Source organism: Streptomyces sp. NPDC005393 (assembly GCF_040606675.1).
Lineage (GTDB): Bacteria > Actinomycetota > Actinomycetes > Streptomycetales > Streptomycetaceae > Streptomyces.
The window spans coordinates 26,567-51,297 of sequence record NZ_JBEXFG010000033.1 but is presented as its reverse complement, the minus strand read 5'-3'; the positions used below and the strand labels follow the sequence as shown (position 1 = coordinate 51,297).

General features: G+C 70.8%; 20 protein-coding genes, 1 tRNA gene and 1 pseudogene. 8 read left to right on the top strand and 14 right to left on the bottom strand.

The window, feature by feature from the left end:
• Nucleotides 1-2: 2 nt before the first annotated feature.
• Entirely contained in the window at nt 3-479 is a 477-nt protein-coding gene (locus tag ABZS71_RS24610) for a PPOX class F420-dependent oxidoreductase (protein ID WP_355856781.1), read from the bottom strand.
• Nucleotides 480-542: 63 nt separating this feature from the next.
• Nucleotides 543-1,457, bottom strand: a complete 915-nt coding sequence (locus ABZS71_RS24605) for a hypothetical protein (RefSeq protein ID WP_356213633.1) — start codon at nt 1,455-1,457, stop codon at nt 543-545.
• A gap of 244 nt (nt 1,458-1,701) precedes the next feature.
• Between ABZS71_RS24605 and ABZS71_RS24600 the strand changes: the two genes are divergently transcribed.
• Nucleotides 1,702-2,499 (top strand): serine protease, encoded by a 798-nt coding sequence (locus ABZS71_RS24600; protein WP_356213630.1) that lies wholly within the window; start codon nt 1,702-1,704, stop codon nt 2,497-2,499.
• Between the two features lie 48 nt (nt 2,500-2,547).
• Here the strand turns inward: ABZS71_RS24600 and ABZS71_RS24595 are convergent, their stop codons facing one another.
• Entirely contained in the window at nt 2,548-2,943 is a 396-nt protein-coding gene (locus ABZS71_RS24595) for a VOC family protein (protein ID WP_356213627.1), read from the bottom strand.
• Nucleotides 2,944-3,154: 211 nt separating this feature from the next.
• Here ABZS71_RS24595 and ABZS71_RS24590 point away from each other — a divergent pair, with 211 nt between their 5' ends.
• From ABZS71_RS24590 to ABZS71_RS24575, 4 genes are all read left to right on the top strand, one after another.
• Nucleotides 3,155-3,505, top strand: coding sequence for a chorismate mutase (locus ABZS71_RS24590; RefSeq protein ID WP_355856793.1), 351 nt, complete (start codon nt 3,155-3,157; stop codon nt 3,503-3,505).
• Nucleotides 3,506-3,675: 170 nt separating this feature from the next.
• Nucleotides 3,676-6,246 carry an aminopeptidase N gene (gene pepN / locus ABZS71_RS24585; RefSeq protein WP_356213624.1) on the top strand — a complete coding sequence of 857 codons (2,571 nt, stop codon included), beginning with the start codon at nt 3,676-3,678 and terminating at the stop codon, nt 6,244-6,246.
• An 877-nt stretch (nt 6,247-7,123) separates the two neighbouring features.
• Complete coding sequence (locus ABZS71_RS24580; protein WP_356213621.1) at nt 7,124-8,533, top strand: pyridoxal-dependent decarboxylase; 1,410 nt, start codon at nt 7,124-7,126, stop codon at nt 8,531-8,533.
• Complete coding sequence (locus ABZS71_RS24575) at nt 8,530-9,981, top strand: SidA/IucD/PvdA family monooxygenase (protein ID WP_356213618.1); 1,452 nt, start codon at nt 8,530-8,532, stop codon at nt 9,979-9,981. Before ABZS71_RS24580 ends, ABZS71_RS24575 begins: the two co-directional genes overlap by 4 nt.
• Before the next feature lie 223 nt (nt 9,982-10,204).
• Here ABZS71_RS24575 and ABZS71_RS24570 read toward each other — a convergent pair.
• Nucleotides 10,205-10,744, bottom strand: a pseudogene (locus tag ABZS71_RS24570) (twin-arginine translocation signal domain-containing protein); the annotation flags it as partial.
• 208 nt (nt 10,745-10,952) lie between these two features.
• Here ABZS71_RS24570 and ABZS71_RS24565 point away from each other — a divergent pair.
• Complete coding sequence (locus tag ABZS71_RS24565) at nt 10,953-11,672, top strand: SIMPL domain-containing protein (protein WP_355857589.1); 720 nt, start codon at nt 10,953-10,955, stop codon at nt 11,670-11,672.
• 134 nt (nt 11,673-11,806) lie between these two features.
• Nucleotides 11,807-13,237, top strand: coding sequence for a pyruvate kinase (pyk, locus tag ABZS71_RS24560; RefSeq protein WP_356213615.1), 1,431 nt, complete (start codon nt 11,807-11,809; stop codon nt 13,235-13,237).
• Between the two features lie 33 nt (nt 13,238-13,270).
• Here the strand turns inward: pyk and ABZS71_RS24555 are convergent, their stop codons facing one another.
• Nucleotides 13,271-14,059, bottom strand: coding sequence for a helix-turn-helix domain-containing protein (locus tag ABZS71_RS24555; RefSeq protein ID WP_356213612.1), 789 nt, complete (start codon nt 14,057-14,059; stop codon nt 13,271-13,273).
• 93 nt (nt 14,060-14,152) lie between these two features.
• Nucleotides 14,153-14,236: transfer RNA gene (locus tag ABZS71_RS24550), tRNA-Leu, on the bottom strand.
• A gap of 93 nt (nt 14,237-14,329) precedes the next feature.
• Between ABZS71_RS24550 and ABZS71_RS24545 the strand changes: the two genes are divergently transcribed.
• Nucleotides 14,330-14,968: a response regulator gene (locus ABZS71_RS24545; protein WP_355857598.1), complete on the top strand. Its 639-nt coding sequence runs from the start codon at nt 14,330-14,332 to the stop codon at nt 14,966-14,968.
• Nucleotides 14,969-15,034: 66 nt separating this feature from the next.
• On the opposite strand, the gene ABZS71_RS24540 is transcribed toward ABZS71_RS24545, so the two are convergent.
• The 8 genes from ABZS71_RS24540 to ABZS71_RS24505 all read right to left on the bottom strand — a co-directional run bounded on the left by ABZS71_RS24540 (nt 15,035) and on the right by ABZS71_RS24505 (nt 24,625).
• On the bottom strand, nt 15,035-15,751 hold the full coding sequence (locus ABZS71_RS24540; protein WP_355857601.1) for an ABC transporter ATP-binding protein: 717 nt from the start codon (nt 15,749-15,751) through the stop codon (nt 15,035-15,037).
• Nucleotides 15,748-16,683, bottom strand: coding sequence for an ABC transporter ATP-binding protein (locus ABZS71_RS24535; protein WP_356213609.1), 936 nt, complete (start codon nt 16,681-16,683; stop codon nt 15,748-15,750). The genes ABZS71_RS24540 and ABZS71_RS24535 overlap by 4 nt, the downstream gene beginning before the upstream one ends.
• Before the next feature lie 5 nt (nt 16,684-16,688).
• The gene (locus ABZS71_RS24530; RefSeq protein WP_356213606.1) at nt 16,689-18,443 is read right to left on the bottom strand and encodes a branched-chain amino acid ABC transporter permease; all 1,755 of its coding nucleotides are present in this window, start codon (nt 18,441-18,443) and stop codon (nt 16,689-16,691) included.
• A 12-nt stretch (nt 18,444-18,455) separates the two neighbouring features.
• Nucleotides 18,456-19,388 carry a branched-chain amino acid ABC transporter permease gene (locus ABZS71_RS24525; protein ID WP_355857610.1) on the bottom strand — a complete coding sequence of 311 codons (933 nt, stop codon included), beginning with the start codon at nt 19,386-19,388 and terminating at the stop codon, nt 18,456-18,458.
• Nucleotides 19,389-19,490: 102 nt separating this feature from the next.
• Nucleotides 19,491-20,723 carry a branched-chain amino acid ABC transporter substrate-binding protein gene (locus tag ABZS71_RS24520; RefSeq protein ID WP_355857613.1) on the bottom strand — a complete coding sequence of 411 codons (1,233 nt, stop codon included), beginning with the start codon at nt 20,721-20,723 and terminating at the stop codon, nt 19,491-19,493.
• 481 nt (nt 20,724-21,204) lie between these two features.
• The gene (locus ABZS71_RS24515; protein ID WP_355857616.1) at nt 21,205-21,609 is read right to left on the bottom strand and encodes a hypothetical protein; all 405 of its coding nucleotides are present in this window, start codon (nt 21,607-21,609) and stop codon (nt 21,205-21,207) included.
• A gap of 130 nt (nt 21,610-21,739) precedes the next feature.
• Nucleotides 21,740-22,255, bottom strand: a complete 516-nt coding sequence (locus ABZS71_RS24510; RefSeq protein WP_355857619.1) for a hotdog fold thioesterase — start codon at nt 22,253-22,255, stop codon at nt 21,740-21,742.
• Nucleotides 22,256-22,318: 63 nt separating this feature from the next.
• Complete coding sequence (locus ABZS71_RS24505) at nt 22,319-24,625, bottom strand: FdhF/YdeP family oxidoreductase (protein ID WP_356213603.1); 2,307 nt, start codon at nt 24,623-24,625, stop codon at nt 22,319-22,321.
• Between the last annotated feature and the right edge of the window lie 106 nt (nt 24,626-24,731).

The following is a 24,731-nucleotide window of genomic DNA, read 5'->3' as shown; positions in this document are numbered from 1 at the left end:
CGTCATCCCTCGTCGCCCTCGACCAGGCGGGCGGGGAAGCCGCCCGTGGCGACCGGGCCCCAGCGCTCGGGGGTGACGCGGACCAGCGACTTGCCCTGCTTGCGCATGGCCTCGCGGTACTCGTCCCAGTCCGGGTGCTCGCCCGCGATATTGCGGTAGTACTCGACCAGCGGCTCGACGGACTCCGGCGGGTCGATCACCTCGGCGGTGCCGTCGATCTGGACCCATGGTCCGTTCCACTCGTCGGACAGCACGATGAGGCTCACGGCCGGGTCGCGCCGGGCGTTGCGGACCTTGGCGCGCTCGGGGTACGTGGAGACGACGATCCGGCCCGAGTCGTCGACGCCGCAGGTCAGCGGCGATGCCTGCGGTGAGCCGTCGGTCCGGCGGGTCATCAGGATGGCACGGTGGCGCGGGCGGACGAACTCCAGCAGCTCGTCCAGGGCGACACGGGTGTTGGTGGCGATGGAGGGGCTCATGCACGCGAGCGTACGACCTGGAGTGCACTCCAGCCCCCCAAGGCGGCGGGTGCGGCACCGCCGTCAGGTGTCGCACTCCAGCACCGTACGGCACAGTCCGCAGCGGGCCCGCAGCCGGCCGCGCACCGGGACCCGGATCCGCTGACGGCAGGTCGGGCAGGGGAAGGAGACGCTCAGCGGGGCGCCGCCCTCGAAGACGTAGTCACCGCCGGTGGGAAGCGGCCGGCTTGGGGCGCGGGGCTCGGCCTCGGCCCGACTCCGGGCCGCCCGGCGGTCCTTGGCGTAGCGGTGTCGGCCCGCCCATCCGGCGGCGGTGAGCGGCGGCTGCCGCTCATCGTGGCGCGCCAGCTCCAGCCCCCTGGTGTACGCCTCGTACGCCTGGGGGCTGGTGAACCACAGGGCCGGGTCCTCATGGAAGAGCAGCGCCCGCTTGGCGAGCACATAGCCGAATTCCTCCGGCGTCAGATAGCCCAGTTTCTGGCTGGAAACCGAGTCCTGGCGGTAGGCGTCGAGCAGCAACCAGCCCGTGCCGAGATAGGCGGCGGTGGTGTCGGTGAGGATTTCGTTGTCGCGAGTGCCGGGGAACGTCAGATCGAGCCGGTGCAGATACACATGCGTCACTTCATGGGCGAGCGCCGCGCCGATGTCTCGCCGGTGGGACTTGAAGCGGGAGTTGAGCTCGATGAAGTACTCGGGCCCGGCGGCCAGCTCCACATTCCCCGCATGCCGCATCTCCCGGAAGCTCACGATCATCCGGGCGTCGGGCAGCCGCAGATGCCGCACCATGACGCGGGCGACCCGCTGAACGCCGAGGTGGAGGTCGTCCTGGTCGGAGAAGGCCACATCGCCGGGGACCACGCTGAGTCCGAAGGTGTCCACCGTGTCGCGGGACAGCCGCCGGTAGAGCGCGGTGATCGCGGCCCGGACGGTGTCCAGATGGGGATACCCGTGCTCGATGTCGCTGCCCGGTGCCGCCACGCCGTCACCCCGTGCCCGTCGTCCCGCCGCACGCCTTTTCCGGACTCAACCTTACGGGCGTATTTCGCGGGCGCCAGTAGGCCGCGCTGGCCGGAAAGCGACCCTTGTCACCCCGTTCACCCGCTCCACATAATCACAGGGCGTTTCAGGGCTCATCCCATGCGGTTCCGGAGGCCGATTCCCCGAATTGCGAATTGGCATGAGCCTGACATTCGCGGTTGAACCCCCCACGAAAGGAAATCCGTTGCGGAATCACCTGAAGCACCTCAAGAGAGCCTCGGCCCTCGGCACGGTCGCCCTCGCCGCCTTCAGCCTGACCCCCGGCAGCGCGATAGCCCAGGCCACCAGCCCCGAGCCCAGCCCCTCCGTCGTCGGCGGCACCCGCGCCGCCCAGGGCGAATTCCCCTTCATGGTCCGGCTGTCCATGGGCTGTGGCGGAGCGCTCTACACCAATGACATCGTGCTCACCGCCGCCCACTGTGTGAACGGCAGCGGTGCGAACACCTCCATCACCGCCACCGCCGGCGTCGTCGACCTCCAGAGCTCCAGCGCCGTCAAGGTCAAGTCCACCCGGGTGCTCCAGGCCCCCGGCTACAACGGCCAGGGCAAGGACTGGGCGCTCATCAAGCTCGCCAAGCCGATCAGCCAGCCCACCCTGAAGATCGCCGAGACCGACGCCTACAACAAGGGCGACTTCACCGTCGCGGGCTGGGGCGCCGCCGTCGAGGGCGGCGGCCAGCAGCGCTATCTGCTCAAGGCCACCGTGCCGTTCGTCGACGACGCCACCTGCGGATCGGCCTACAGCGACCTCGTCCCCGGCGAGGAGATCTGCGCCGGGAAGATGAGGGAAGGCGGCGTGGACACCTGCCAGGGTGACTCCGGCGGCCCGATGTTCCGCAAGGACGACAGCGGCCAGTGGATCCAGGTCGGCATCGTCAGCTGGGGCGAGGGCTGCGCACGGCCCGGCAAGCCCGGCGTCTACACCGAGGTGAGCACCTTCGCCAAGGACATCAAGGCGGGCGCGGCCCAGCTCGGCGGCTGATCCCCACCCACCCCGGACCGGGGCCGGCGCACCGCGCGCCGGCCCCGGTCAGCTCGGTCCGGTCGGTCCGGTCTGTCCGTAACAGATACAGAAGGGGTGCCCGGCCGGATCGCTGAAGACCCGGAACCCCGACCGCTCCCCGCCGCTGTCATGCAGGAACGTCGCACCCAGCTCGATCACCTCGCGCTGCGCCCGCTCCACGTCCTCGACCGTGTCCACGTCGAAGTCCAGATGGACCTGTTGCGGATGGGCCGGATCCGGCCAACGCGGCGGCCGGTGGTCGGGCGCCGGCTGAAAGGCCAGCCGCTGCCCGTCGGCGGCGGTGAGGGTCGCCCATTCCGGGTCGCTGTCGTCCACCCGCCAGCCCAGGATCCGGCCGTAGAAGGCGGCCAGCGCGGCGGGGTCGGGACAGTCGATGACGGTGCATTGAAGCGTCGCGATCATGCGAGGGAGGGTAGCGGGGACGGCCGGGGCCGCGGCCGTGCGCGGGAAAGTAGCGGAAGAAGTGGAACCTTCCCCTGCCCAGGTGACTCCTCCACGGTGGAGGCGCCGCACCGGGGGCGGCCCTCCCCGACGGCCGCCCCGCCCCCTTCGTAACCCCCCACCGGGGACGGGGCGGCCCGGCTCCCGTGCCGCTGTCATAGGGTCGGGGGCCATGACGCACAGCGAGACCCACCGCACCGCCGAGCCGGACACGACCAGCACCAACGACGGAGTCGAGGAATCCGTACGCGCCGAGCTGGCCCGGCTGCGCGACAGCATCGACAACATCGACGCGGCCGTGGTCCATATGCTCGCCGAACGCTTCAAGTGCACCCAGCAGGTCGGCCACCTCAAGGCCGCCCACAAGCTTCCTCCGGCCGACCCGGCCCGCGAGGCGCGCCAGATCACCCGGCTGCGCGAGCTCGCCGAGAGCGCCAAACTCGACCCGGCCTTCGCCGAGAAGCTGCTCAACTTCATCATCGCCGAGGTCATCCGGCACCACGAGACCATCGCCCGCATCTGACGCCCCCGCCCGCCGGGCCGCCGCGCACTGCCCGCCGGGCCGCCGCCCCCGCCGCGGCCCCGCGCGATGCCGGGCGGGCGCACACCGGTAGTGCGCCCCTACGGCCCTCCGCGCCCGGCAACCTCTTCCCACCCGTGTGCGGCCCGCCGCACGTAGGGCAGCATGTCCCCATGTCCGTACTGACGCGCGAGGAAGCGCAGATCCGAGCCCGCCTCATCGAGGTCCACCGCTACACGATCGATCTCGATCTCACCCGTGGCGACGAGCTCTTCGGCTCCATCACCACCATCCGCTTCAGCGCGCGCGAGGCGGGCGCGGACACCTTCGTCGAGCTCAACCCGGCCACCCTCCACCGCGCCGTGCTCGACGGCCGGGAACTCGACCTCGCGGACGCCGCCGGGCCGCTCGCCGACGAGCGGCTCCCGCTCACCGCCCTCACCGAGGGCGAGCACGAGCTGCGCGTCGAGACGGACATGCGCTACTCGCACACCGGCGAGGGCATGCACCGCTTCACCGACCCCGCCGACGGCGAGACCTACCTCTACACCATGTGCTGCATGGCCGACGCCAATGACGTCTTCGCCGCCTTCGACCAGCCTGACCTCAAGGCCGTCTTCGACGTCCGCGTCACCGCCCCGCCCGAGTGGACCGTCCTCGGCAACGGCATCGCCACCCGCGTCGGCGACCCCGCCGAAGGCCGCTGGGAGCTCGCGCCCACGCCGCCCATCAGCACCTATCTGATGGCGCTCGCCGCCGGCCCGTACCACTCGATGCGCACCGAGCACGCCGGACTGCCCTTCGGACTGCATGTCCGCCGCTCGCTGGCCCCCTACCTCGAAGCCGACGCCGACGAACTCTTCGACATCACCCGGCGCTGCTTCGACCGCTACCACGAGATCTTCGCCGAGCCCTACCCCTTCGACTCCTACGACCAGGCGTTCGTCCCCGAGTTCAACTCCGGCGCCATGGAGAACCCCGGCCTCGTCACCTTCCGCGACGAATTCATCTACCGCTCCGCCGTCACCGACGCCGAGCGCCAGACCCGCGCCATGGTCATCGCCCATGAGATGGCCCATATGTGGTTCGGCGACCTCGTCACCATGAAGTGGTGGGACGACATCTGGCTCAACGAGTCCTTCGCCGAGTACATGGGCTACCAGACCCTCACCGAGGCCACCCGCTACACCGACACCTGGGCCGACTTCGGCGTCCGCCGCAAGAACTGGGGCTACGACGCCGACCAGCGCCCCTCCACCCACCCCGTCGCCCCCACGCCCGAACTCGTCCCCGACACCGCCGCCGCCCGCCTCAACTTCGACGGCATCTCCTACGCCAAGGGCGCCTCCGCGCTGCGTCAGCTCGTCGCCTGGCTCGGCGAGAAGGACTTCCTCGACGGCATCAACGACCACTTCACCCGGCACCGCTTCGGCAACGCCACCCTCGCCGACTTCATAGACTCCCTCGCCCGCTCCTCCGGCCGCGACGTCCACGCCTGGGCCGACCGCTGGCTGCGCACCACCGGCGTCGACACCCTCACCCCCGCCATCACCGCCAACGGCGGCCGGTGGAGCGCCGAAATCCGCCACGAGAGCGAAGGCGACGGCGCGGCCCGGCCGCACCGCATCGCCATCGGCCTCTACGACCACGCACCCGCCGCCCCGCACCAGCTCGTGCTGCGCGAGCGCGTCGAAGCCGAGCTGAGCGGCGCCGACCCCGCCCTCACCCTCTCCTTCACCGGCCCCCGCCCCGATCTGCTCCTCCTCAACGACGGCGACCTCACCTACGCCAAGATCCGCCTCGACCCCGGATCCTGGAAGGCCGTCGTCCGCTCCCTGTCCGGCCTCCCCGGCGCCGTCAGCCGCGCCGTCATCTGGAACGCCGCCCGCGACATGGTCCGCGACGGCGACCTCGCGCCCGCCGACTATCTCCACGCCGCCCGCGCCCACCTTCCGCGCGAGACCGACATAGCGGTCGTCCAAGGCGTGCTCGCCTTCGCCCGCACCCAGATCGCCGACCGCTACCTCCCCGCCGACCAGCGCCCCGCCGCCCTCGCCACCCTCAGGGCCACCTGCCGCGATCTGCTGCGCCGCACCGAGGACGGCTCCGGGCCCGGACTGCGGCTCGCCGCCGTACGCACCTTCATCGACAGCGCCACCGCCCCCGCCGGGCTCACCGACTGGCTCGACGGCGACACCGTCCCCGGCGGCCCCGCCCTCGACCCCGAGCTGCGCTGGCAGATCCTCGCCCGGCTCGCCGTCCTCGGCGCCGCCGGCCCCGCCGACATCGACGCCGAACTCGCCCGCGACTCCAGCGCCACCGGCCAGGAAGGCGCCGCCCGCTGCCGGGCCGCGCTGCCGGACCCGGACGCGAAGGAGGCCGCGTGGCACGCCCTGTTCGGTGAGGACGACGGTCCCGGGCTCTCCAACTATCTCGTCACCGCCACCGCCACCGGCTTCTGGCAGCCCGAACACCACGACCTGCTCGCCGGCTACGTTCCGCGCTACTTCCCGGCCGCCGTCGCCGTCGCCGCCCGCCGCGGACCCGCCATCGCCGACACCGTCGCCCGCTGGGCCTTCCCGACGACCGTGGACCTGGAGACCCTGCGGCTGGGGGAGGAGTGCCTCAAGGACTCCGGCGCCGTCCCCGCCCTGCACCGCCGGCTCGCCGACCATATCGACGATCTGCGGCGCGCTCTGCGCGTGCGCGAGAAGGGGAAGAAGGGGGAGAAGCAGGGGGAGTAGGTCCACGGATTGTCCCTCGCCGGGCGCTACCCGTACCCGTGCCCGGCGGCGCATGGCCGGTTGTCTCGCGCTGGGGTAGCACCCCGCCCGCCGGACGTTGCCGGCAGCCGTGGTGGCGTCCTCGGTGTGCTGGGTGCCCGCGCCGGGCGACTCATGGCGGGGGCGATCCGGCCGGAGGCGCCCGACCGGGCGCCCGTACCCGCGCCGGGGCGGTGCCCGTACCCGCGCCGGGGCGCTGCCGGTACCCGACCGGGGCGCTGCCCGCCCCCGTGTCCGGCGGCGCCTGGCCGGGTTGTCTCGCGCCGGGGTGGTGCCCGTACCCGCGCCGGGGTGGTGCCGGTACCCGCGCCGGGGCGGTGCCCGTACCCGCGCCGGGGCGCTTCCGGTACCCGCGCCGGGGCGCTGCCGGTACCCGACCGGGGCGCTGCCCGCCCCCGTGTCCGGCGGCGCCTGGCCGGGTTGTCTCGCGCCGGGGCGGTGCCCATACCCGCGCCGGGCGCCGCCCACACCCCTGGCCGGCGCCCCCTCGCCGGGCGCCGCCCACACCCTCGCCGGGCGCCGCCCACACCCTCGCCGGGTGCTGCCCACACCCGCGCCGGGTGCCGCCCGCCCCCGTGGCAGGCGGCGCCTCGGTGGGCGGCGCCCCCACGGTGGGCGGCGCCCCCACGGTGGGCGGCGCCCCCACGACGGGGGCGCCGCCGCGCCGGACGTCGCTCACGGGCGCCCCTCAACGGCGCGGCCCCAGCCGCGATCAACCCGCCGCGCGGGGGCGTCCCACGTATGGGTGGAGTTCTCCCTGCCATCGGCCGAACCGCTGCCGCGGGAAGTACGTTGAGGCAGCTCCCACCTGCCCGACTTCTAGACGAGGGGCACATTCATGCCTGTGCCCGTTACCGGGACCGACCGCCTCCTCGCCGGGGGGAGTGACGGTCCGGGTGCGCTTCGGCCGATGGTTGACACCGTCCTGGACGCCCTCGCCGCAGGGGTCGCCGAGCGGCCCGGTCCGCTTCCGGCCGGTGGGCCCGTGGTTGTCGCGCTGCGGGTTCGGGACGCGGTGGAGCCGGTCATCCCCGCCGTCGGCGAGGGGGCGCACGGCGCGCTGCGGGCGCTCGTACGGGCCCTCGCCGCGGGGGCCGCCGACCCCGCCGATCCACGCTGCGCAGCCCATCTGCACTGCCCTCCGCTCGCCGTCGCCGCCGCGGCCGATCTCGCCGTCTCCGCGCTCAACCCCTCCCTCGACTCCTGGGACCAGGCCCCCGCCGCCTGCGAGCTGGAGGCGCTGACCTGCCGCGCCCTCGCCCGGCTCGTCCACCCCCACGGCCCCGCGCCCGACGCCCTCGTCACCACCGGCGGCACCGAGTCCAACCAACTCGCCCTGGTGCTGGCCCGCGAGGCGGCCCGCGTCGCCGGGGCCACCACCCCGCTCCGGATCGTCTGCGGTGCCAACGCCCACCACAGCGTCCACCGCGCCGCCTGGCTGCTCGGGCTGCCCGCGCCGCTCACCCTCCCCACCCCCGCCGGCGTCCTCGACCCGGCCTGCCTCGACGACGCCCTCGGCGCGCTGGCCGGCCATCCGGTCCTGGCCGTCGCCACCGCCGGCACCACCGACACCGGGGCCATCGACCCCCTCCCGCGCATCGCCGATGTCTGCGACCGCCACGCCGCGGCCCTCCATATCGACGCCGCCTACGGCGGCCCGCTGCTGTTCAGCGACGCCCTGCGCGACCGGCTCGACGGGCTCGACCGCGCCCGTAGCGTCACCCTCGACCTGCACAAGCTCGGCTGGCAGCCGGTCGCCGCGGGCCTCCTCGCCGTCCCCGACGCCGCCGCCCTGGCCCCGCTCGCGCACCGTGCCGACTATCTCAACGCCGACGACGACACCGACGCCGGCTTCCCCGATCTGCTCGGCCGCTCGCACCGCACCACCCGCCGCCCCGACATCCTCAAGGTCGCCGTCACCCTGCGGGCGCTGGGCCGCCACGGCCTCGGGGAGCTGATCGACCGCGTCTGCGCCGCCGCCCGGCACCTCGCGGACCTCATCGAGGCCAGCCCCCGGCTCGAACTCCACGCCCGCCCCACCATCAGCACCGTCCTCTTCCGCCCCGCCGGAGCGAGGCCCTCCGCCGTCGCCGCGCTACGCCGCCGCCTGCTCTACGACGGCACGGCCGTCCTCGGCCGCGCCATCACCCCCGAGGGGCTGTGGCTCAAGGCGACCCTTCTCAACCCGTACACCCAGCCCAGCGATCTGCGCGGGCTGCTCGCACTCGTGGAAGGCAACACCCCATGAGCACCGCACAACCCCCCACCCCCACCCCGGCGCAGGAACCCGCCGCCGAGAAGCCGCTGGACCTGGCCGGCATCGGCATCGGCCCGTTCAACCTCTCCCTGGCCGCCCTCGCCCACGGCATCCCCACCCTGCGCACCGCCTTCTACGACCAGCGGCCCGCCTTCCACTGGCACCCCGGCCTCCTCATCGACGGCGCGACGATCCAAGTCCCCTTCCTGGCCGATCTGGTCACCCTCGCCGACCCCGGCAGCCCCTGGAGCTTCCTCACCTACCTCAAGACCCACGAGCGGCTGTTCCCCTTCTACGTCGCCGAGCGCTTCCACATCGAACGGGCCGAATACGACGCCTACTGCCGCTGGGTCAGCGAACAGCTCCCCGGCCTCCACTTCGGCCATCAGATCGACGCCGTCCGCTGGGACCACGAATACGGGCTGTTCGAGATCGACTTCACCCGGCTCGGCCCGGACGGCGAGGGCGAGGCCCTGGGCCGTACGTACGCCCGTAACCTCGTCCTCGGCGTCGGCACCGAGCCCTACGTCCCCGAACCCCTGCGCCCCCTCGCCGACGCCCCGGGCGTCCCCGTCCTCCACTCCGCCGACTACCTGGAGCACCGCGAGCGGTTGCTGGCCACCGGCCAGGTCACCGTCATCGGCTCCGGCCAGTCCGGCGCCGAGGTCTTCCTCGACCTGCTCCGCAACCGGCCCCTGGGCGCCGAGGGCCTCCACTGGCTCGCCCGCACCCCCGCCTTCGCGCCCATGGAGTACAGCAAGCTGGGCCTGGAGCAGTTCAGCCCCGACTACACCCGCCACTTCCACACCCTGCCCGAGGCGATGCGCGACCAGCTGCTGCCCCGGCAGTGGCAGCTCTACAAGGGCATCGCCCACGAGACCATCGACGCCATCCACCACGAGCTCTACCGCCGCGCCCAGCACCTCAACGACTGGCCGGGCGCCGTCCTCACCCCCGGCGTCACCGTCCGCACCGCGGGCCGGATCGCCGCCGCCCGCCTCGAACTCCATCTGGAACACGGCGAGCAGGGCACCCGGGCCCGCCACACCACCGAGGCCGTCGTCCTCGCCACCGGCTACCGCGAGCGCCGCGTCGACACGCTGCTCGCCGCCCTCGACCCGTACATCCGCCGGGACTCCTCCGAGCGCCCCCGCGTCGACACGGACCACCGCCTCGTCCTCGACCCCCTGATCAAGGGCTCGGTGTACGTCCAGAACGCGGAGCGCCACACCCATGGCGTCGGCACCCCCGACCTGGGCCTGGCGGCCTGGCGCTCCGCCGTCATCCTCAACGCGCTGACGGCGGAGCCCGCCTATCCGCTGCCGCCACGCACCGCGTTCACCACCTTCGGCCTTCAGCCGTCAGGGCCGTGCGGCTCCGTCATCGGCAGCAGGACCCTTCCCGACCAGCGCGACCGGTTCGCCCGTACGCGGACATGACCACACCGCCGCGCCGTCCCGCACCTCGGCCTGGAGCGGATGCGCGTCGGGGTGAGCGGGGCACTCGGGCCATACGGCCGGCCTCCGCAGCGCGCTCAGCGCCTCGACAGCCCAGTCGCACGCCTGGTCGGCGACATGGGCCACCTGCTCGGCGGGGATGTGGCCGGACCGCACCCCGATGCCCGTGCCGCTGCCGTCCGCCTCGAAGAACCGGACGCCCGTGGGGCCGCAGCGTCTTCGCGTCCAGCGCGTTCGCGCCCAGCAGCGGGAAGTCGCACTGCTCCTCGAACTTCCGCAGCACCGGAATGCCGTAGTTGAACGCATGGTTGCCGAGCGCCGCCGCGTCATAGCCGATCGCGTTCATCGCCTGGGCCATGGGGTGCACGGGGCCGTTCGCACCCGTGACCGGGCACCTTGGCGTAGTAGTACGACAGCTGGGTGCCCTGGATGGTGTCGCCCGCGTCGATCAGCAGCGTATTGCGGCGGCCCTTCTCCTCGCGGATCCGGTCCACCAGCGTCGAGATCTTCGCCAGGCCGACGTCATTGTGCGCCGCGTCGTCGAACGAGGCATCCGTGAAGTAGTCCCGGTTGAAGACATTGCCGTGCAGATCGGTGGTGCCCATGACGGTGACGGCGTACCGCTTCCGATGCCGGTCCGGGCCTGGTGCCCCTGCGCCTCGGCCGGGGCGGCGGCTCCGGCCGGCGCGACCCCCGCGCCCGTCGCCGCCGAGCGGCCCAGGAACGTCCTACGGTTGAGCGGCATCTCTTCTCCCCTGCGGTACGCGGGCCCTCCATTCGGGCGCAACGCGCGTAGATTCTGGCGCGGCCGTACCGTTTCGCAACACCCCCATCAGGTTCGATCAGATTGCTCCCAGGCAGTCCTGATGGATGGTCAACCGGCTGAGGGACCGCGCCGCGGCGTGATACGCATCGTCTACGCCTCTGTACGCCACACCCCAGGGAAGCCCTCTATGGATCAGCCCTCACAGCCCTCGCAGCCGCCCGCCGCCCCCGTGCCCTACGGCACCCCCGACACCCCGCGCGTCGCGGTCCGCGGCGAGGCACGCCTCGAAGTCGACCCCGAGATCGCCCGCCTCGGCATCACCGTCAGCGCACGCGGCGCCGACCGGCGTGCCGCGCTCGACGACCTCACCCGCCGCAACAACCAGGTCCTCGATCTCGTGAAGTCCTACGGCGAGGCGGTCGAGAAGCTGGAGACCGGCGCCTTCACCGTCCACCCGGAGCTCGCCAAGGGCCGCCACGAGCGCGTACGGGCCTACCACGGCCGCGTGCACATCGACGCGGCCCTCACCGACTTCACCGCGCTGGGCGAGCTCACCACCCGCCTCGCCGACCTCGAGCTCACCCGGATCGACGGCCCCTGGTGGGGGCTGCGCCCCGACTCGCCCGCACACGGCGAGGCGCGCCGGCAGGCCGTACGGGAGGCGGTGCAGCGCGCCCGCGAGTACGCCGGGGCGCTGGGCGCCCGGCTCGTCGCCCTTGTCGAGCTCGCCGACCTCGAGGCGGAGCAGGGCCCGATGGTGCCGGTCGCGGTGGCCTCCCCGCGCAGCCGCTCCGCCTACGCGACCTCCGCCGAGGACGCCGCCCCGGCCCTGGACCTGGAGCCGCAGCGCCAGACCGTATACGCGCACGTCAACGCGCGCTTCACCATGACCCGCCCGGAGCTGTGAACGACCGCCTCCATCGCTCATCGGAGCGGCCGTGCGCACGTTTCATTAGTTGTCGGCAACCGGCCATCCAAAGGCCATGGGGGAGTGCGCACTTCTCGGTTCTTTACTCGTCGGTAAGTCATAGGCTCGGCGACATGCGCCGAGCAAAAATCGTCTGTACTTTGGGACCCGCGACCGACTCGTACGAGCAGATCAAAGCACTCGTCGAAGCCGGAATGGACGTGGCCCGCCTCAACCTCAGCCACGGCACCTACGCCGAGCACGAGGAGCGTTATCGGCGAGTGCGCAAAGCCTCGCTGGAAACCGGTCGCAGCGTCGGCATCCTCGCCGACCTTCAAGGTCCGAAGATTCGGCTCGGCCGCTTCCGCGAAGGGCCCGTACTCCTTGAACGCGGAGACGAGTTCACCATCACCGTCGAGCCGATCGAGGGCGACCGGTTCCGCTGCGGCACCACGTACGAGGGGCTGGCCTCCGACGTCAGCAAGGGCGAGCGCATCCTCGTCGACGACGGCCGGGTCACCCTCGAGGTCGTCGACGTCGACGGACCGCGGGTGCACACCATCGTCATCGAGGGCGGCATGGTCTCCGACCACAAGGGCCTCAACCTGCCCGGCGTCGCCGTCTCGGTCCCCGCGCTCTCCAGGAAGGACATCGAGGACCTGCGCTGGGCGCTGCGCACCGGCGCCGACATCATCGCCCTCTCCTTCGTCCGCAACGGCAACGACGTCGTGGACGTCCACCGCGTGATGGTCGAGGAGGACTGCCGGCTCCCCGTCATCGCCAAGGTCGAGAAGCCGCAGGCGGTCGAGAACCTGGAAGGGATCGTCGACGCCGTCGACGGCATCATGGTCGCGCGCGGCGACCTCGGCGTCGAAATGCCGCTGGAGCAGGTGCCGATCGTCCAGAAGCGCGCGATCAAGCTGGCGAAGCGGAACGCCAAGCCGGTGATCGTCGCGACCCAGATGCTCGACTCGATGATCGACAACTCCCGCCCCACCCGCGCCGAGGCGTCCGACGTCGCCAACGCGGTCATCGACGGCACGGACGCGGTGATGCTCTCCGGCGAGACCAGCGTCGGAAAGTACCCGATCGCCACGGTGAAGACCATGGGCCGCATCGTCACCGCCGCCGAGGAGGATATCCTCGCCAAGGGCCTCCGCCCGCTCACCGAGCGCAGCAAGCCCCGTACCCAGGGCGGCGCGGTCGCCCGCGCGGCGGCCGAGATGGGCGACTTCCTCGGCGCCAAGTTCCTGGTCGCCTTCACCCAGTCCGGCGACACCGTCCGCCGCCTCTCCCGCTACCGCTCCCCGATCCCGCTCCTCGCCTTCACCCCGGAGCCGGGCACCCGCTCCCAGCTCAATCTGACCTGGGGCGTCGAGACCTTCCTCGGCCCGAAGGTCGACTCCACGGACGAGATGGTGGCGCAGGTCGACGAGGAGCTGCTGCGGCTCGGCCGCTGCCAGAAGGGCGACCTCGTCATCATCACCGCCGGCTCCCCACCCGGCGTCTCCGGCTCCACCAACCTGGTCCGCGTCCACCACATCGGCGCCGACGACCTGCGGTAGCCCTCGCTGGGCCGGAGTGCGGGGTTCGCCTCCTCAGTACTTCGGCCCGACGTGGGCGTCCATGAGGGCGACGGAGGGGCGGCGGGCGACGGAGATATTGAACGGATCGCTGCCGCGCGCGAGGGTCGTCCATTCGACGCCGACCTTGGTGAGGGTGTCGGAGCAGAGCTTGCGGATGTCGTCGGACTTGTTGGTGAAGAAGTACCGGGGGTATTCGTAGCGCTTGCGTTCGCCTGCGACGAGCCGGGTCGTCCAGTTGGTGATCCGACAGCCGTCGGAGTGGAATAACCCGCGGATGAACTCCCAGGGGTGGGCGTCCACGATCGCCTGCTGCCACGGTTCCAGGGCGATCGTCCGGTCGTGCTTCTTTCCAGGCCCGTGTTGGGGGAACAGGCACCCCAGGTGCTGGGAGTAGACCTTCACGTTACGGCAGCCAGTCCTGCGCACCCGGCAAACGGAGTTGTCCGGGAAGACGGCTTGCATCGCTGTGTGGCATGCGTCCATCAACCCCGGCCATGCTTCGGCACAGGCGATCATGAGGCTCGGCGCGCGATGCTGGGAGTACTGGATGATGTGTCCGTCGCCGAGATACAGGCCCAGTAAGTAGGCGTAGGCCGCATGATCGAGTTCGCGGCCGTCGCAGCGTGGGCAAGGTCGGTGGGATCTGCCGGGGAGTGCGCCCTGCTTGGCGCGATCGAGGTGGAGCCAGTAGCCGACGGTCCCTACGGGCACGCCGAGCCTCTGGGAGACCTCGGCGTTCTTGACTCCGGAACGGAGCAGGGCGAGTGCTTTCTGTCGCACACCAGTGCCATGTGTGTACATGTGCTAACCCTGCGCTACGAAGTTCGATTGCAGGGCCCAACCGGCTAAGGTTCACGAGAACGTGAGAGTCCGCTTTGGGCGGCGACGAGAAGGTGCCGGGTGCGGGACTTGAACCCGCACGCCCTTTCGGGCAATCGCTTTTGAGGCGATCATGTCTGCCGATTCCATCAACCCGGCTGGAAACCCCGACAGGAGCATACCGTGTGTCTCCCGCCTGTGTGGAGCTAGGTAGGCTCATGATGCCCCACCTGTCAGGAAACGAGGAGCACAGTGAGCACCGCTGACGCCCCCGACGCGCAGTCGCACGTCCCGCCGCAGACAACCCGCGTCGTCATCGCCGAGGACGAGGCCCTCATCCGCCTTGACCTCAAGGAGATGCTCGAAGAGGAGGGGTATTCCGTCGTCGGCGAGGCGGGCGACGGCGAGACGGCCGTCGCGCTCGCTCAGGAGCACCGCCCCGACCTCGTCATCCTCGATGTGAAGATGCCGGTCCTCGACGGCATCTCCGCCGCCGAGCGTATCGCCGCCGAGCGCATCGCCCCCGTCCTCATGCTCACCGCCTTCTCCCAGCGCGAGCTGGTCGAGCGGGCCCGGGACGCCGGGGCGATGGCGTATCTGGTGAAGCCGTTCAGCAAGAGCGACGTGGTGCCGGCCATCGAGATGGCCGTCTCCCGCTTCACCGAGCTGAAGACGCTGGAGCAGGAGGTCGCCGACCTCTCCCAGCGCCTGGAGACCCGCAAGCTGGTCGATCGCGCGAAGAGCATCCTGCAGACGCAGTACGGGCTGACCGAGCCGGCCGCCTTCCGCTGGATCCAGAAGACCTCGATGGACCGCCGGCTGTCGATGCAGCAGGTGGCCGAGGCCGTGATCGAGGACGCGGCGGAGAAGAAGGCCGGGAAGGACCAGTAGACGTACACGCACGCGGAGGCCCGCACCGCCGGACGGCGGTGCGGGCCTTTCCGCGTGCGGGAACGGTCAGTCCTCGCCGAGGTAGGCCTTGCGCACCGACTCGTCGTGCAGTAGCGCCTCACCTGTGCCCGACAGCACGATCTTGCCGATCTCCATCACATGCCCCTGGTCGGCCAGGGACAGGGCGGCCTGGGCGTTCTGTTCGACCAGGAGGATGGTGGTGCCCTCGGCCTTGAGTTCGGCGATGGTCTGCATGATCTTCTGCATCATGATCGGTGAGAGGCCCATGGAGGGCTCGTCGAGCATCAGCAGTTTGGGGCGGGACATCAGGGCGCGGCCCATGGCGAGCATCTGCTGTTCGCCGCCGGAGAGGGTGCCGGCGGCTTGGGAGCGGCGTTCGCCGAGGATGGGGAAGAGGTCGTAGGCCTTTTGGATGTCGGCGGCGATTCCGTCGGCGTCCTTGCGGAGAAACGCTCCGAGCTGGAGGTTCTCGGCGATCGTCAGCCGGGGGAAGATATGCCGTCCCTCGGGTGAGTGGGCCAGGCCCAGGGCGACGATCTTGTGGGCGGGGATGTCCTTGAGGGGTTTGCCGTCGAAGCGGATGGAGCCGCCGAGGGGTTCCAGGAGGCCGGACAGGGTGCGCAGGGTGGTCGTCTTGCCCGCGCCGTTGGTGCCGATGAGGGTGACGACCTGGCCGGCCTCGACGCTGAAGGAGATGCCCTTGACGGCTTCGATCTTGCCGTAGGCGACCCGCAGGTCCTCGACCTCGAGCAGTGCGGTCACTGTTCGTCCTCCGTACGTGCTGTGGTGCTCGTCTGGGCGTCGGCGTCGGTGTCGGTGTCGGCGTCGGTGCCGGCGACGCCGGCCGTCTCGGCCGTCTCGGACGCGCCTGCTTCCGCCGCCTGGACCGCCGCCGCCTCCGCCTCGCCCGGATCGCCCTCGAAGGGGGTGCCGAGGTAGGCGGCGATGACGCGTTCGTCGCTCTGGACGACGTCCGAGGTGCCCTCGACGAGCTTCTGGCCCTGGACGAGCACGGCGACCCGGTCGCAGAGGTTGAAGATGAAGCGCATGTCGTGCTCGATGACGAGCACGGCGGTGCCCATGTCCCGGATGGCGAAGACGAGTTCTTCGGTGGCCCGGGTCTCCTGGGGGTTCATTCCGGCGGTGGGTTCGTCGAGGAGCAGCAGTCCGGGGTCGCTGGCCAGGGCGCGTGCGATCTCCAGCTTGCGCTGTTCGCCGTAGGGGAGGTTGCGGGAGAGGTGGTCGGCCTTGTCGGCGAGGCCGGTGAATTCCAGGAGTTCCATGGCGCGCGCCTTGGAGGCGGCTTCGGCGCGTTTGAAGCCGGGGCCGCGCAGGAGGGCCGACCACAGGCCTTCCTTGGTGCGGGTGTGGCGGCCGACGAGGACGTTCTCCAGCACCGTCATATTGGCGAAGAGCCGGATGTTCTGGAAGGTGCGGGCGACGCCTGCCTGGGTGACCAGATGGGGTTTGGGCGGCAGGACGGAGCCTTGGTAGGAGACGCTGCCCTCGGTGGGGACGTACAGCCCGGTGAGGCAGTTGAAGAAGGTGGTCTTGCCCGCGCCGTTGGGGCCGATGAGGCCGACGATCTCGCCGGGGTGGACGTCGAGGTCGACGGAGCTTACGGCTGTGAGTCCGCCGAAGCGCATGGTGACGCCGGTGGCGGTGAGTACGGGGGAGGTCTTGGTGGTGGTCATGTCTGTCACGCCTCCGCCTTGGTGACGCCGACGGTGCTGTCCTGGAGCCGGGTGTCGTCGGGGACGTCGAGCTGGCCGGTCTCGTGGTATTCGAGCTGCTGCCGCCGGTTGGGGATGATCCCCTCGGGGCGGAAGCGCATCAGCAGGATGAGCGCGACGCCGAAGGCCAGCAGCTGGTAGTCCTGGAGGAATTCCAGCTTCTTCGGGATGAGGAAGAGCAGCGTGGCGCCCAGCAGCGGGCCGCCGATGGTGCCCATGCCGCCGAGGATGACGGCGGCGAGCAGGAAGGTGGAGTTCGGCGGGACCGATCCGGCGAAGACGTACTGCTCGGGGACGACGGTGCTCTGGACGTGGGCCCATACGGTTCCGGCGACTCCGGCGAGTGTGGCGCCGAGGGCGAAGGCGATGAGCTTGACGCGGAAGCCGTTGATGCCCATGGCGGTGGCGGCGGTCTCGTCCTCGCGGATGGCGACCCAGGCGCGGCCGATGCGGGAGTTGCCGGCACGGCTGAAGACGAGCACGACCAGGATCGTGACCAGCAGCATCAGCAGGTAGTAGTTGCCGTTGGAGTCGAGCGAGAGTCCGGCGAAGCTGTGGTCGTCGTCGAAGTTGAAGCCGAAGATCTCCAGCGGCGGAATGTTGGGGATGCCGTTGGGGCCGTTGGTGACGGAGGGTCCGGAGGTGCCGTCGAGGTTGCTGACGGCGATCCGGAAGATCTCTCCGAAGCCCAGGGTGACGATGGCGAGATAGTCGCCGCGCAGCCGCAGGGTGGGGGCACCGATGAGGACGCCGAAGATCAGGGAGACCACGGCTCCGGCGATCACGGCGGCCCAGAAGGGGAACTTCACGTCGAGGGTGGAGGCGGTGGATCCGGAGACCAGGGCGGCGGTGTAGGCGCCGACGCCGAGGAAGGCGACATAGCCGAGGTCGAGGAGGCCCGCGAGGCCGACGACGATGTTCAGGCCGAGGGCGACGGTCGCGAAGATGGCGATGGTCACCCCCAGTTCGGTGTAGCTGGACTTGTCCTGCACAAAGGGGAAGACCAGCGCGGTGAGCAGGGCCGCGATCAGGGTGGTGGAGCGGTAGGCGGCGGTGAGTCCGCTGACCCGGGCGATGAGGCCCGCCTTGGTGAGGGCGGTCGCGGCGAAGCAGACGCTGATGAGGTAGCCGATGAACGGCTCCGGGTGGTCCGCGTCCGTCTGGATGCCGTAGTTGACGACGTAGAGCCCGAGGGCGAAGACCGCCGCGATGATCAGGATATGGGCCCAGGAGGGGAGCTCCTGGGGGCGGCGGATGGGCCGGGTGTCGTCAGGGAGCAGAAATGTGGTGGCGACCGGCGCCGCGGTGACGAGGGCGGCGACCCAGCCGCCCGGCTCCAGGTTGACCAGTCCGTCGAGGTCGACGGCGATGGCGATGACGGTGAACCAGGTGACGGCGAAGGTGCCGAGGGCCAGCAGCCGCAGGGCCACGGTGGAGCCCGCGGGGGTGAGCCAGCGCAGGCCGCGGATGTCCAGGGCGGCGAGGGCGAAGAGGGCGGTGGCCGCACCCAGGACGAGGGTGAGGAGCTGTAGTCCGCCGGGGTAGCCGTATACGGTCAGATCGCCGGGGAACTCGGCTGTCCAGGTCCAGGCGAGGAAGGTGGAGACCACGGCGGCGACGCCGCCGGCCGCGGTGAGGGCGCGGAGCAGGGTGGTGCGCGAGGCGGTGACGCCGGCCTCGACGGTGCCCTCGCCGGCGCTCTGGGTCTTGTCGTTGGTCATCGGTTCACTTCCTCACGCCCGGTCCGCTACGCGTTCGCCGAGCAGGCCCTGGGGCCTGACCAGCAGGACGACGATGAGCAGGGTGAAGGCCCATACGTCCTTCCAGGCCCCGCCGCCGAGCTGGTCCATGCCGGGGATGTCCTGGATGTACTTGATGGCCAGGGCCTCGGCGACGCCGAGGACGACGCCGCCGAGCATGGCGCCGTAGATGTTCCCGATGCCGCCGAGGACGGCGGCGGTGAAGGCCTTGAGGCCGGCGATGAAGCCCATCTCGAAGTTGATCTGACCGTATTTGAGCCCGTGGGAGAGGGCGGCGACGGCGGCGAACGCACCGCCGATGGCAAAGGCCATCACGATGATGCGGTCGGTGTTGATGCCCATGAGCTTGGCGGTGTCGGGGTCCTGTGCGGTCGCCTGCATGGCGCGGCCGGCGCGGCTCTTGGAGACGAACAGTCCCAGGGCGAGCATGCACAGCGGGGCGGCTATGAGGAGGAACGCGTCGCCGCGCTGGATGTGCAGATTGCTGAAGATCTCGAACGACTTGCCCTCGAACTGGGGGAAGCTGCGCGCCTTCTTGGCGTCCGGGTAGAACGCCCAGACGGCCTGCTGCAGTGCGATGGACAGACCGATCGCGGTGATCAGGGGGGCGAGCCGGGGGCCGCCGCGCAGGGGCCGGTAGGCGAAGCGCTCGGCGGCCGTGGCGATGCCCACCGAGGCGACGATGCCGCCGATGAGCATCAGGGGGAGGGCCAGGGAGAGCGCGGTACCGCTGGGGAGCCAGAGGTAGACGGTGAGGGCCCCGAAGCCCCCGATCATGAAGATCTCGCCATGGGCGAAGTTGATGAGCTGGACGATGCCGTAGACCATGGTGTACCCGATGGCGATCAAGCCGTAGAGGGCGCCGAGGGTCAGGCCGTTGACCAGCGTTTGCGGCAGTTCGTGCACCGCAGGGCCTCCGATGAGCGTGTCGGATATGACGCCGCGCGAGGGCGCTGGTGTGCGCCCTCGCGCGGTCTCGTTTCGTGAGAGTGAGGGGCGGGGCCGGGGTCAGTCCTTGAAGGTCTCGCTCTTCACGGCCTTCCAGGCGCCGTTCTTGACCTCGTAGACGGTCAGCTGCTTGTTGGTGGTGTCGCCGTACTGGTCGAAGGAGACCTTGCCGGTCACACCGTCGAAGGAGACCTTGGCGAGCGCCTCGGTGATCTTGGCGCGGGCGTCGTCGGGGAGCTTGCCGTCGTTGTCGGCCGCGACGGACTTGACGGCCTGGACGATGGCCCAGCCGGCGTCGTAGGAGTAGCCGCCGTAGGCCGCGTACGGGTCCTTGTAGCCCTGCGCCTGGTAGTTCTTCACGAACGTCTTGGCGGAGTCGAGTTGCTCGACCGGGTAGCCGACGGAGGTGGCGAAGTCGCCGTCGTTCTTGGTGCCCGAGGCCTTGATGAAGGCCGGGTCGTAGATGCCGTCGCCGCCCATCACCGGGACCTGTGCGCCGGCCTGCTTGACCTGGTCGGACAGGAGACCGCCCTCGGGGTACTGGCCGCCGAAGTAGACGGAGTCGGCGCCGGTGGACTTGACCTTGTTGGAGATGCCGGAGAAGTCGGTCTCCTTGACGGTGAGGTGGTCGGTGCCGACCACCTTGCCGCCCAGACGCTTGAACTCCTGGGCGAAGATCGTGGCGAGGCCGGCGCCGTAGGTCTGCTTGTCGTCGACGACGAAGACCTTCCGCTTCTTCGCGTCCTTGTAGTAGTACTGCGCGGCGAACCGGCCCTGGATGACGTCGGTGGTCGAGGTGCGGAAGTAGGTCTTGAAGGGGCGTGCCTTCTTGCCGGAGGCCCACTTGTCGCCCTGGCTCAGCGCCGGGTTGGTGTTGGCGGGCGAGACCTGGGCGAGGTCGGCCTTGTTGAAGACGCCCTGCATGGACTGGGCGACGCCCGAGTTCAGCGGCCCGACCATGCCGAGGATGTCCTCCTCGTCGACCATCGAGGTGGCGTTCTGCTTGCCGGAGGACGGCACCGCCTGGTCGTCATAGGCCTTGATCTTGAAGGTGACGCCGGGTACCTCGTTGTTCTTGTTGGCTATCTTCGTCGCGAGGTCGACGGAGTTCTTGATGCCCTGGCCGAGAGCGGACAGCGAGCCGGTCAGCGGGGCGTCGACCCCGATGACGACGGTCGTCTTCTTGTCCTTGCCGCCACTGTCGTCTTTGTTGTCGCGCGACCCACATGCGCTGAGGGTGAGCGCTCCCGCAGTGATCGCGGTCGTCATGAGAAGCAAGGAACGGTGTCGCACGAGGAATCCTTTCCCTGGCCAGGCGCCCCTGTCTTGGGGTGCCGTGTCCTCGCCGGATGGACCTGGAACTGACGTGCAGGTGCGGCGTACACCCGACGCGGTCGTGACTGGCTGTGACTCTAAGCGTGGGGCGCTGCGGGGGGCAGAGGTGCAGGCCATGATGTGACTGTCTTGTTATGGCGCGCGTCACTTTGGGGTGTCCGTGTAGTGGAACGTAAGGGACGAATAGTGTGTATCCGGTCTAATCATGAGGTCCGGATGGTGAGAAGCTGCAGTTCCGCTAAGGAGTGTGAGGAACTGGCGGGTGAAGTGCGGAGAGGCATGCTCACGCGGACGCGGAAAGATCCCATGTGTGGCTGCCGCCGAGGGGAAGCGCCCGGCCCTGTATTGCGTGGGTGTTACGGAGTGTTACGAAGGGCGGCCGGGGGCTCGGCGCCGCACCGGGGCTGGGGGTGATGCCTGATGCCGGCTGGGGGAGGCGCTATGCCGGCGGGCGCCAGTTCTCGGAGCTGCGGGTCGCGCCGTTCTCGGCCGCGCAGCGCGCCTCGGACCGACGCGCGATCAGTTCCCTGGCGGCCTCGGTGCCATGCCGCTTCCGCTCGGCGCGGGCGGCGCGCACGATGGCGTCGTAGATCTCGTACTGCTGGTTGGAGAGCCCCTTCTGCTCCCAGTCCAGCCCGGCCCACCGGCCGCCGATCAGATCCTGCTCGGCCCAGTAGGAGATCAGGTCGACGCACAGCCGCACGGGTGAAGAGGGCTGGGGGGACGGGCTTTCGGGACCGGGGCCGGGGCCGGCACCGGATCCGCCACATCCGGTCACGGCAGCCGCAAGGACGAGTGCGCAGACGGCCGTGGGCCATGAGCCGGTGCGGGTCGATGCCCTCATGGAGAAACGGTAGGCCCGGCCGTCGGGGGAGACAACGGCCGTGCGCGGGCCGCCCGCTCGGGTGGGGAAACGCCGGCGCGGCGGGCGGCCTCGATTCAGAGCGCGCGGCGGCCGTCCGCCGCGCCGGGCGTTACCGCCCGGCGCGCTCCTTGGCCTCGGTGATGTCGGCGACGGTCCTGGACCGGCCGGACTCGTCCACCTCGCGCAGCAGACAGGTCAGCCGGGCGGTGCACACCCGCCGGTCCTGTTCGTCGCTGATGACGATCTCGTAGGTGGCGGTGGAGCGGCCCCGGTGGACGGGGGTGGCGACGCCGGTGACCAGGCCGGAGCGGACGCCGCGGTGGTGGGTGCAGTTGAGGTCGACGCCGACCGCGATCCGTCCGCTGCCGCCATGGAGCATCGAGCCGACCGAGCCGAGGGTCTCGGCCAGCACGGCGGAGGCGCCGCCGTGCAGCAGTCCGTACGGCTGGGTGTTGCCCTCCACGGGCATGGTGCCCACGACCCGCTCGGCGGAGGCTTCGAGGATCTGCACCCCCATGCGGGTGCCGAGATGTCCGGCGGAGAACAGCGCGGGAAGGTCGACGCCGAGCGCCGCGTATTCGTCGAGGACCTCTTGCGGGAACTTCACGCTGGTCTGCTCGCCCATGAGGACCGGCTCCGATCGGTTGCTTGTGGTGGCCACCTTCTTATCAGGTCACTGAGCGAACGCTTAGGCGGGGTGCTTTTGTTCCAGCCGGACCACCACGGACTTGCTGGCCGGGGTGTTGCTGGTGTCGGCGGTGGCGTCCAGCGGAACCAGCACATTGGTCTCCGGGTAGTACGAGGCGGCGCAGCCGCGCGCGGTCGGGTAGTGGATCACCCGGAAGCCGGTGGCGCGCCGCTCGGTGCCGTCCGTCCACTCGCTGACCAGATCGGCGTACGAGCCGTCGGCGAGCCCGAGCTCGCGGGCGTCCTCGGGGTGCACCAGCACCACCCGGCGGCCGTTCTTGATGCCGCGGTAGCGGTCGTCCAGGCCGTAGATGGTGGTGTTGTACTGGTCGTGGGAGCGGAGGGTCTGCAGCAGCAGCCGGCCCTCGGGCACCGTCGGGTACTCGACGGGGGCGGCGGTGAAGTTGGCCTTGCCGGTGGCGGTGGGGAAGCTGCGGCTGTCGCGCGGGGCGTGCGGCAGGGCGAAGCCGGACGGGTCGCCGACCCGGGCGTTGAAGTCCTCGAAGCCGGGGATGACAGCCGCGATGCGGTCGCGGATCGTCGCGTAGTCCTTCTCGAACTCCTCCCAGGGGGTGCGGCTTTCGGGGCCGAGCACCCGGCGGGCGAGCCGGCAGACGATGGCCGGCTCGGAGAGCAGCCGCGGGCTCGCGGGCTCCAGCCGCCCGCGCGAGGCGTGCACCATGCCCATGGAGTCCTCGACGGTGACGAACTGCGGGCCGCCGGACTGCAGATCCCGCTCGGTGCGGCCGAGGGCGGGCAGGATCAGCGCGCGGGCGCCGGTGACCGCATGCGAGCGGTTGAGCTTGGTGGAGACGTGGACGGTCAGCCGCGCGGAGCGCATCGCGGACTCGGTCACCTCGGTGTCGGGGGAGGCCGCGACGAAGTTTCCGCCCATGGCGAAGAAGACCTTCGCCTGCCCGTCGCGCAGGGCGCGGATGGCCCGGACGACGTCGAAGCCGTGTTCGCGCGGCGGGGCGAAGCCGAACTCCCGCTCCAGGGCGTCCAGGAAGGCCGGGGCGGGGCGCTCGAAGATGCCCATGGTGCGGTCGCCCTGCACATTGCTGTGGCCGCGCACCGGGCACACCCCGGCGCCGGGGCGGCCGATGTTGCCGCGCAGCAGCAGGAAGTTGACGATCTCCCGGATGGTGGGCACCGAGTGCTTGTGCTGGGTCAGGCCCATCGCCCAGCAGACGATGGTGCGCTGGGAGGCGAGGACCATGCGCAGCGCGCGGTCGATGTCGGCCCGCTCCAGACCGGTGGCGCGCAGCGTCTCGTCCCAGTCGGCGGCGCGGGCCGCGGCGGCGAACTCCTCGAAGCCATGGGTGTGCTCGCGGACGAACTCCTCGTCGACGGCGCCCTCACCCGCGCCGGAGGCGTCATCGGACGCTTCGAGGATCAGCTTGTTGAGGACGCGGAAGAGGGCCTGGTCGCCGCCGAGCCGGATCTGCAGGAAGAGATCGGTGAGCGCGGTGCCGCCGCCGGCGATGCCGCGCGCGTTCTGCGGGTTCTTGAACCGCTCCAGACCCGCCTCGGGCAGCGGATTGATGGAGATGATCTTCGCGCCGTTGGCCTTGGCCTTCTCCAGGGCGGAGAGCATGCGCGGATGGTTGGTGCCCGGGTTCTGCCCGGCCACGATGATCAGGTCGGACTTGTAGAGGTCCTCCAGCAGCACACTGCCCTTGCCGACGCCGAGGGTCTCGGTGAGCGCCGAGCCCGAGGACTCATGGCACATGTTGGAGCAGTCGGGCAGGTTGTTGGTGCCGAATTCGCGGGCGAAGAGCTGGTAGAGGAAGGCGGCCTCGTTGCTGGTGCGGCCCGAGGTGTAGAAGACGGCCTCGTCGGGGGAGCCGAGGGCGCCCAGCTCGTCGGCGATGATGTCGAAGGCGCGCTCCCAGGAGACCGGCTCGTAGGCCTCGGCGCCGTCGGCCAGGTACATGGGCTCGGTCAGCCGGCCCTGCTGGCCGAGCCAGTACCCACTGCGGGTGGCGAGGTCGGCCACCGGGTGGGCGGCGAAGAATGCGGGGGTGACGCGGCGCAGCGTCGCCTCCTCGGCGACGGCCTTCGCCCCGTTCTCACAGAACTCGGCCGTGTGCCGCTTGTCCGGCTCGGGCCAGGCGCACCCCGGACAGTCGAAGCCGTTCTTCTGGTTGACCCGCAGGAGGGTGAGCGCGGTGCGGCGGACCCCCATCTGCTGCTGGGCGATGCGCAGGGAATGTCCGACGGCGGGCAGCCCGGCGGCGGCGTGCTGCGGGGGCGCGACCTCGGGCGCGTCCTGGACGGGGTCGCCTGCGGGTGGCTTGGCTGCCATGTCGCTCTCCCTGGGGCTCGGGCGCTGCGTGACCTGTACATGGTTCTGCTCAGTCCGATCCTGTCATGGGCCACTGACGTCCGGGGCCGCGGCCCCGGTCGGGGCG